At 43.7% G+C, this 8,270-nt stretch carries 4 protein-coding genes; 3 read left to right on the top strand and 1 reads right to left on the bottom strand.

The genetic code is table 11. The features are described from left to right. Positions 1-135: 135 nt before the first annotated feature. The 3 genes from D7V92_RS13465 (at position 136) to D7V92_RS13455 (ending at position 6,300) form a co-directional block, all read left to right on the top strand. Positions 136-2,385, top strand: coding sequence for a trypsin-like peptidase domain-containing protein (locus tag D7V92_RS13465; RefSeq protein ID WP_121773071.1), 2,250 nt, complete (start codon positions 136-138; stop codon positions 2,383-2,385). A 265-nt stretch (positions 2,386-2,650) separates the two neighbouring features. Beyond that, positions 2,651-4,342: a hypothetical protein gene (locus D7V92_RS13460; RefSeq protein ID WP_005864135.1), complete on the top strand. Its 1,692-nt coding sequence runs from the start codon at positions 2,651-2,653 to the stop codon at positions 4,340-4,342. A gap of 209 nt (positions 4,343-4,551) precedes the next feature. After that, complete coding sequence (locus D7V92_RS13455) at positions 4,552-6,300, top strand: LruC domain-containing protein (protein ID WP_121773070.1); 1,749 nt, start codon at positions 4,552-4,554, stop codon at positions 6,298-6,300. A gap of 102 nt (positions 6,301-6,402) precedes the next feature. Here D7V92_RS13455 and typA read toward each other — a convergent pair whose 3' ends face one another. Then, positions 6,403-8,199 (bottom strand): translational GTPase TypA, encoded by a 1,797-nt coding sequence (gene typA, locus D7V92_RS13450; RefSeq protein ID WP_005864133.1) that lies wholly within the window; start codon positions 8,197-8,199, stop codon positions 6,403-6,405. Positions 8,200-8,270 lie beyond the last annotated feature (71 nt).

The following is an 8,270-nucleotide window of genomic DNA, read 5'->3' as shown; positions in this document are numbered from 1 at the left end:
CCAATTCGTTACCTCTATTTTATCCTTCCATTCAAACCACTTATAAATAAAGAGGTTATAAAAGTCTTCCAGAATTAGCGAAAAAACTTGATATATAGATCATGGGGTAAAGAAATATAGTTATATTTGCCCGATATGAAAAAGTTGACCTCTTTATACATTATATTCCTGCTAACGATGCTCGGTTTTCAAGGAAATCTGAAAGCGCAGGTTAGCCACGGAGGCCGCCCGCTTCCGCTATCGCTCATGCGAAGTACAAACGGACAGATGTTTAAAGAAATGCCTCCGTTCGACGTCCAAGAGGAGTTACGCATCGACTCGCTGAATGAGAGCGACCTAAGAAGCGGTTTCCGTTTTGCCTATAAATTCATAACGGATTACAATCGGTACAACTCGGGCGTAACTTTCACCGGGCCGGATGGGACACGTGTATGGAGACTCGGGATCTACTCGCCCGGGGCCCTTTCCATCAACGTGCTCTTCACGGAATATGAACTGCCCGAAGGCGCCCAGCTCTTCCTATACAATGAGGACCAGACACAGATATTAGGCTCGTTCAATCACCTAAACAACTCGGAGTTAAACCTATTACCGGTCTCTCCTATCCAAGGGGATCGCCTGATCATAGAATATCAAGAACCGGCCAACGCCTCTTTTCAAGGAAGACTGACCGTCGGGGAAGTCAACCATGGCTACCGGAGCTTGCGGGGGTTAGAACCGGGAGACAACACCTCACTGATCGGTAAAATCCCACCGTTAGCTTGCTATCAAGATGGGACAAACGATTACGCCCAATGGGGGCAAAGCGTCGTTCTCCTGATCATAGACGGAAGTGTAGGGTGCACGGGCACCCTAATAAATAATACGGACAATGACGGAAAGCCTTATCTACTCACCGCCTCCCATTGCCTGAACAAGCAATTCACGATGAAAAACCCCGATTATGAGAAAATAGCCGGAAGCATCGTCTGCTTTTTCAACTTCAACAGTCCTTTCTGCGACCCGATCCTAAGGGGAACAGAAGAGATGTCTACCGCATCCACTTACTTCAAGGCGGTTAATGAAATGGCAGACATGGCCTTGTTGGAACTTACCGCCACACCTCCGGTTTATTACAGGCCTTATTACGCAGGCTGGAACGCACAAGAGGTAGGACCTGCCCCCTATACGTGCATCCAACATCCCCAATACTCGGTAAAGCGAATCAGTATATCCGATGAGGATCTGGCTCCCTTTACCTTGACCGACCCAAACATGATTTTTTACGAAGACGCTCATTGGCATGTCAAGACTTGGGAAGTAGGTTATACGGCCGGCGGTTCCTCCGGATCTCCTTTATTCAATGCCGACGGAGAGATTATCGGAGCGTTATCCGGCGGGCAGTCCAGTGAGAATAGCCCGAAGAATGATTACTTCTTCTCTTTGAAGAAACCTTGGGACGCGATCGATACCCCCGAGAGACAGCTCAAATATTGGCTGAACCCGTCCGATGACGAGACCAAAGTTTGCGAGGGACTTGATCCGTATAAATCAGCCCCTTGTTTCCGGTTGAGCAACATCTATGACTCCGGTAATCAAGAAAACGCCGAATGTACGCTCTATCCCGGGTCTGAAAAAGCGTATTTATTCGGGAACAACCCCGCCAATATCACTGAATACGCGGAAGCTTACCAAGTAGCCGAAGCGGGTACCTTATACGGAGCTTATTTCGTAACACCGCCTGCCGGAGCGAATTACAAACAGATGGAAGTGGAAGTTACCGTTTACAGCGGCGACTCTAAGCCCTCTACATTATTATATATGGAGACATTCCAACCCACCTACAGCAATAAATCGATATTGGACGATACGTTTATTGAGACCGCTAAATCCCTAAATCGGTCACAGGAAAGTTATATCCATTTCTCCAAGCCCGTGAACGTTAGCGGAAAGTTCTACATCGGCTATAAGCTCAAGAGCGTCCCGGAGAACACATATTTCTCCGCTTACAATTTGCCCAAAGGCAAAACGACCCGGAATACGGCTTGGGTTCATGATAAAAACGGCTGGAGACAAGCTACCGAATATACGCAAGCAGGTTTTAGCACCTCCTTGTTTATCGATCCCGTCATTCAATACGGTAACCCCGTCAGCAACGAAAAGCTCGAGGCGAACGAGCAGGTACTCATTCATCTCGGTCCGGAGAAAGGCATGGTACACCTTGTTTTGCCGGATGGAATGGAGAAAGCGACTTATACATTGCACTCGGCACAAGGAAAAGTGTCGGAAAACGGAGAGATCACGGACAGGCAAGCTACACTCCATTTCCTAAAATTAACATCTGGAGTCTACTTTCTAACCGTGCACTATGGCGAGAAGCATTATACACAAAAGATTATATTTTAATCAAAAAATATACAATAAGACTTCTGGGAAACCATCCATTGAAAAGAATGGCAAGAGGTACAGAGCCATATTTTTTCAATAATTCTACCCATATTTTATGTATAAAACAAGCCTAGGATTCATTAATAAGTATTAATTAAAAAGATTTTATCGCTTCTTTGCTATCCATAACAAAAAAATACTTTAGTTTTGCACGATAATGGCTAAGGGATAATTTGGAAGTGAATATATTAACATAGTAACATTTTAAACTTACATCAAGATTATGAACAAAAAGTTTTTATTGCCATTCTTCGTATTGGCAGCCATTTTAACTCTTTCTTCTTGTTCAAACAAGTTGAAACCGTTGGCAGAACAGTACATTAAAGCAGAGCCGCAGCCGCTAGAGGCTATCGGAGGCAAAGTTCCTGTAACGATCAACGCGACTTTCCCCGCTAAATGGTTCAACAAGAAAGCTGTTGTAACTGTAACTCCGGTATTGCGTTACCAGGGTGGCGAAGCTTGGGGCACTTCTTACACTTACCAAGGTGAGAAAGTAAAAGGTAACAACCAAGTAATCCCTCAAAAAGAAGGCGCTAACGTAACTATGAAGTCTTCTTTCACTTACAAACCCGAGATGAAAAAATCAGAATTGTATTTGACTTTCGACGCGAAGATCAAAAACAAGACTGTTAAATTGCCAGACGTAAAGATCGGTGAAGGCGTTATCGCTACTTCCGAATTGGCAGACGCAGCTACCGCTACAGCAGCTATCGCAGCTGATAAATTCCAACGTATTATCAAAGAGGCTCATGACGCTAACATCATGTTCTTGATCCAACAAGCTAACCTTCGCGCTAAAGAATTGAATTCTGACGCTATCAAAGAATGGAAAGATCTTGTTAAAAACGCTGACGAGGCTCCGAACCAGAATGTAGCTATCGAGATCAGCGCTTACGCTTCTCCTGATGGTGGTTTCAAATTGAACAACACGTTGGCTGAGAATCGTGAAGGAAACACTACGAAATATTTGAACAAGGAATTGAAGAAGATGAAGGTTGACGCTCCGGTTGACGCTCGTTACACAGCTCAAGACTGGGAAGGCTTCAAGGAATTAGTTTCTGCTTCTAACTTGCAAGATAAAGACTTAGTATTGCGTGTGATCTCTATGTACCAAGATCCTGAGACAAGAGAGAAAGAAATCAAGAATATCTCCGCTGTTTACTCTGACTTGGCTGAGACTATCCTTCCGCAATTACGTCGTTCTCGTTTGACTGCTAACATCGAGATCATCGGTAAGTCTGACGACGAGATCAGCGCTTTGGCGAAGAGCAATCCTTCTGAGTTGAATATCGAGGAAATCCTTTACGCCGCTACATTGACTAACAACGACGGTGAGAAGATGGCTATCTATACAAAAGCTTCTGAATTGTATCCTAACTGCTACCGTACTTGGAACAACATCGGTATGATGGCATTCAAGGCTGGTGATTTGGCTAAGGCTGAGCAAATGTTCAACAAGTCTAACTCTATTAAGAATAACGCTTCCGCTAACATGAACTTAGGTTTGATCGCGTTAACTAAGGGTGACCAAGCTAAGGCTCAACAATTGTTCGGTAACGCTGCCGGCGTAAACGAATTGAGCGAGGCTCTTGGCGTTCTTTACTTAGAGCAAGGCGAATATGCTAAGGCTGTTAACTCTTTCGGTTCTGTTAAGACTAACAACGCCGCTTTGGCTCAGATCTTGGTTAAGGATTACAGCAAGGCTTCTCAGACTTTGAACGGTGTTGCTAATCCTGACGCTGTAACTTCTTATTTGAAGGCTGTTGTTGCCGCTCGTACGAACGACGCTAACGGTGTTATCAACAACTTGAAGGCTGCTATCGCCGCTGATAAGAACATGGCTAAGGAAGCTGCTATCGACTTAGAGTTCGCTAAATACGCAACTAACTCTGACTTCGCAGCTTTAGTAAAATAATTAGAAAATATTCTTTCTAAATAAGAAAAAGACCTCATCCTTTTGGATGGGGTCTTTTTTTATATCCCACCATCCAATCCTACATTTGATAAAAGCGTAACAGCTTGAAATAAATATTGATTATCAATGATTTTTCATGAAATAAATTCGTAGATTTGCAAAATCTAATAAAGTTGTTGTAAATATTAATCAAATAGGGTAAAGAAATTATGAGATCACAAATCTGGAAACAAATGGTGTGGGTATTTTGTCTGCTCTTTCTAATGGGATCATGCGTTAAACATGACATTTTTCAAGGAGAAGACCCCACGGTAGATCCGAAAGAACCTACCAAAGAAGAAGAAGATTACATAGCCCAGTTCGAGAATTTCGAGAACATACAGGTTAGCATATCTTCTCAGCATGAAGGGACCCTATATTCTATTTATTATGAATATCCTTATGAGGAAGGCTCTTTAGTCAAAGATCCTTATTTAATTGGTAAAACTCCGATCCATATGGCTCTGGAAGTACCTACACACGTAAAGAAACTCTATATCCTAAGAGGGGATGGGGAACTTATCGAGAGCGATGTAAAGGACATCACGATCGGAAGCGATACCAAAAGTAGCTTACGGGCTACAAATGCGATCAGTGATGAAGTCCTTCATCTGATCAATAACAAATACTTTCCAGAAAAAGCATACAATGTAAAAAGCGAGGATTTATATAGATGCTCTGATCTAAAAATCACGGAAACCGTTTTTACCAATAGCTTTGAGAAAGCGGATATTTGGCTGACCTATATAAGCGATGGAGGAATGTCCAAAGACAATATGTATGGTAAAATTTGGTTCTATACATATCCCTCCGAGAAGATGGAGAATCTTACTTTAGATGACTGCACCTTCTATGGAAAGACCAATGGCACCATCCAAGCCATTGACTTCAACAAGATCAATCAAGGCGAGAATTATATCTTTTACTCCAAAGAGGAACAACCAAAGGCTAAGACAGGAGAATATACCCGAATACCCCTAGGAAGATTCGACAAGGGGCTTAACGTCGGTTTCGTATATCGAGGCACAGACCGTCCACAGTTCTCCACTCCGGCATTAAATGGGCCGGATAACAATAAAGTACCAGATAATGGGACATTCTCCCATAATTACGTAGGCCATACCTTAAAATATGGTAATTCCTCTTTCAAAATAGAGAAAAACGTAGCAAACGGCTTCATTCACCACATTCAAGAAGGTGATTTTGAAGGAAATGTACTGGGAATGGAAAATCGCTGCCCAAACTATAGGGCCTATGATGGAGACTACAACGATATGCTTTGTCTAATCGAAAGTAATCCCGTTGCCATCGAGCCGGCAGAGCCGGTAACCCCTCCCGTCATAGAATCGCAAACGAACAAGAAAGGATTCCTCTTGTTCGAAGATAATTATCCAAACCAAGGCGATTTCGATTTCAATGACGCTGTCATATATTATAGCATCACAGCATATACCGATAAGAGTACCGCAGATGTTTATGCTCAGTTACTGGCTAAAGGCTGTACATTCCACAACCAATTTGGATTTAAGGACGCCAATGGACTAACTCCCTTTTTCTCCGATGTCAATGGATATGTCAATGTGAGAAAATTCGACAAGGAACCGGAAAGTGGGATTACAAAGACATTAACATATAGCTCAACTCAACTGATCATGCCTTACATTGATAACGGGAAGGGACCGGTAAGTAAAAACGTAAAGAATACGGATCTATACCCATATGTGTTGGATATCCCTTATTCGGAAAATAAACCTTTCCATTGGTGTATAGAGAATAAGAGTATTGACAATGCCTATAATTTTGATCAGGATTACCGCAAAGCGCACGGAGATTGGTATGAGACTCCTAAAGATGAATCGCTTGTAATAAAATTCACGACTTCGGATGAAGAGAAAAAAGATCCGGAAAATAAAGAATGAAGTTACGCGAACCCATTGAAGGATCTCTAAAATCCTATAACACATAAAAACGGCGGCCTTTTTAAAAGGTCGCCGTTTTTTATATTTATTCAATAGAAGAATTTATCTACCTTGGCGCTTGCGCTCTGTCTCATCCAAGATGATCTTACGCATACGCATATTATTCGGGGTGATCTCTACGTACTCATCGCCCTTGATGTACTCAAGCGCATCCTCTAGGCTGAATACGATAGGAGGAGCCAAGGAAACCTTGTCGTCCGAACCAGAGGCACGCATATTCGTCAACTTCTTGGATTTGGTGACATTTACCACCAAGTCATTGTCTTTGGTATGCTCTCCGACCACCTGTCCAGCGTAAACCTCCTCGCCCGGGGCGATGAAGAAACGTCCGCGGGATTGCAAGTTATTCAGGGCATAAGCGAAAGCCTGACCTGTCTCCATAGCGATAATCGAACCATTCATACGTCGTTCGATATCACCCTTCCACGGTTGATATTCCAAGAAACGGTGTGCCATGATAGCCTCACCGGCAGAGGCGGTCAATACGGCGTTGTTCAAACCGATAATACCACGGGAAGGAATCGTGAACTCCAAGTGCATACGACCATTCTTGCTTTCCATCATGGTCATCTCGCCCTTACGTTTCGTTACCATATCGATAATACGGCTAGAGCATTCCTCCGGAAGATTCACCGTCAATTGCTCTACCGGCTCACATTTCTCACCATCGATCTCCTTGATGATAACCTGCGGCTGACCTACCTGCAACTCGTATCCCTCACGACGCATCGTCTCGATCAATACGGACAAGTGAAGCACACCACGGCCATATACCAACCAAGAATCAGCGGAATCAGTAGGAACTACGCGTAAAGCCAAGTTCTTATCCAATTCTTTCTGCAAACGGTCAAAAATATGACGGGAAGTAACAAACTTACCATCCTTACCAAAGAACGGAGAATTGTTGATCGTGAAAAGCATAGACATCGTAGGCTCGTCGATAGCGATCGTTGGCAATGGCTCCGGCTCGTTCACGTCGGCGATTGTCTCACCGATCTCGAAACCATCGATACCGATAATAGCGCAAATATCCCCGGACTGCACGGAATCAACTTTCGTACGTCCCAAGCCCTCAAATACATCCACTTCCTTGATCCTCGATTTCACCATACTACCATCACGCTTACAAAGCATGACATCTTGGCCCTCTTTCAACTCGCCACGGTGTACACGTCCTACGGCGATACGACCTACATACTTAGAATAATCCAAAGAAGTAATCAACATCTGCGGAGTACCCTCCAACATCTTTGGTTCGGGGATATACTTGATGATCGCATCAAGCACAGCCGTGATATCCTCTTTCGGCTCCTTCCAATCCTCGGACATCCAGCCCTGCTTGGCGGAACCATAAATAGTAGGGAAGTCAAGCTGCTCCTCGGTAGCATCCAGACTAAACATCAAGTCGAATACCATTTCCTGCACTTCCGACGGGCGGCAATTCGGCTTATCCACCTTATTAATTACCACGATCGGCTTCAAACCCAGTTGAATCGCTTTTTGCAAAACAAAACGAGTCTGCGGCATAGGCCCCTCAAAGGCGTCTACCAATAGCAAACAACCATCCGCCATATTCAAGACACGCTCCACCTCGCCACCAAAGTCGGCGTGGCCCGGAGTGTCAATAATATTGATCTTATATCCCTTATAATTGATAGACACGTTCTTGGCAAGAATCGTGATACCTCGTTCCCGTTCCAGATCATTGTTATCCATGAACTGATCCGGTTCTGCCTGTCCTTCACGGAAAAGCTTACCGGCTAATAACATCTTATCCACGAGCGTCGTTTTGCCGTGGTCTACGTGCGCGATAATCGCAATGTTTCTGATCTTTTGCATTGAAGACTAATTTATTGGCTGCAAAAATACGATATTTTTACGATATATATATGACATTCATGCTTCAAAAC

It is taken from the genome of Parabacteroides sp. CH2-D42-20 (assembly GCF_003670185.1).
In the GTDB taxonomy this organism is placed as follows: domain Bacteria; phylum Bacteroidota; class Bacteroidia; order Bacteroidales; family Tannerellaceae; genus Parabacteroides; species Parabacteroides distasonis.
Note: the sequence above shows the minus strand (reverse complement) of the source record. Positions and strands in the feature narration are given on the sequence as shown.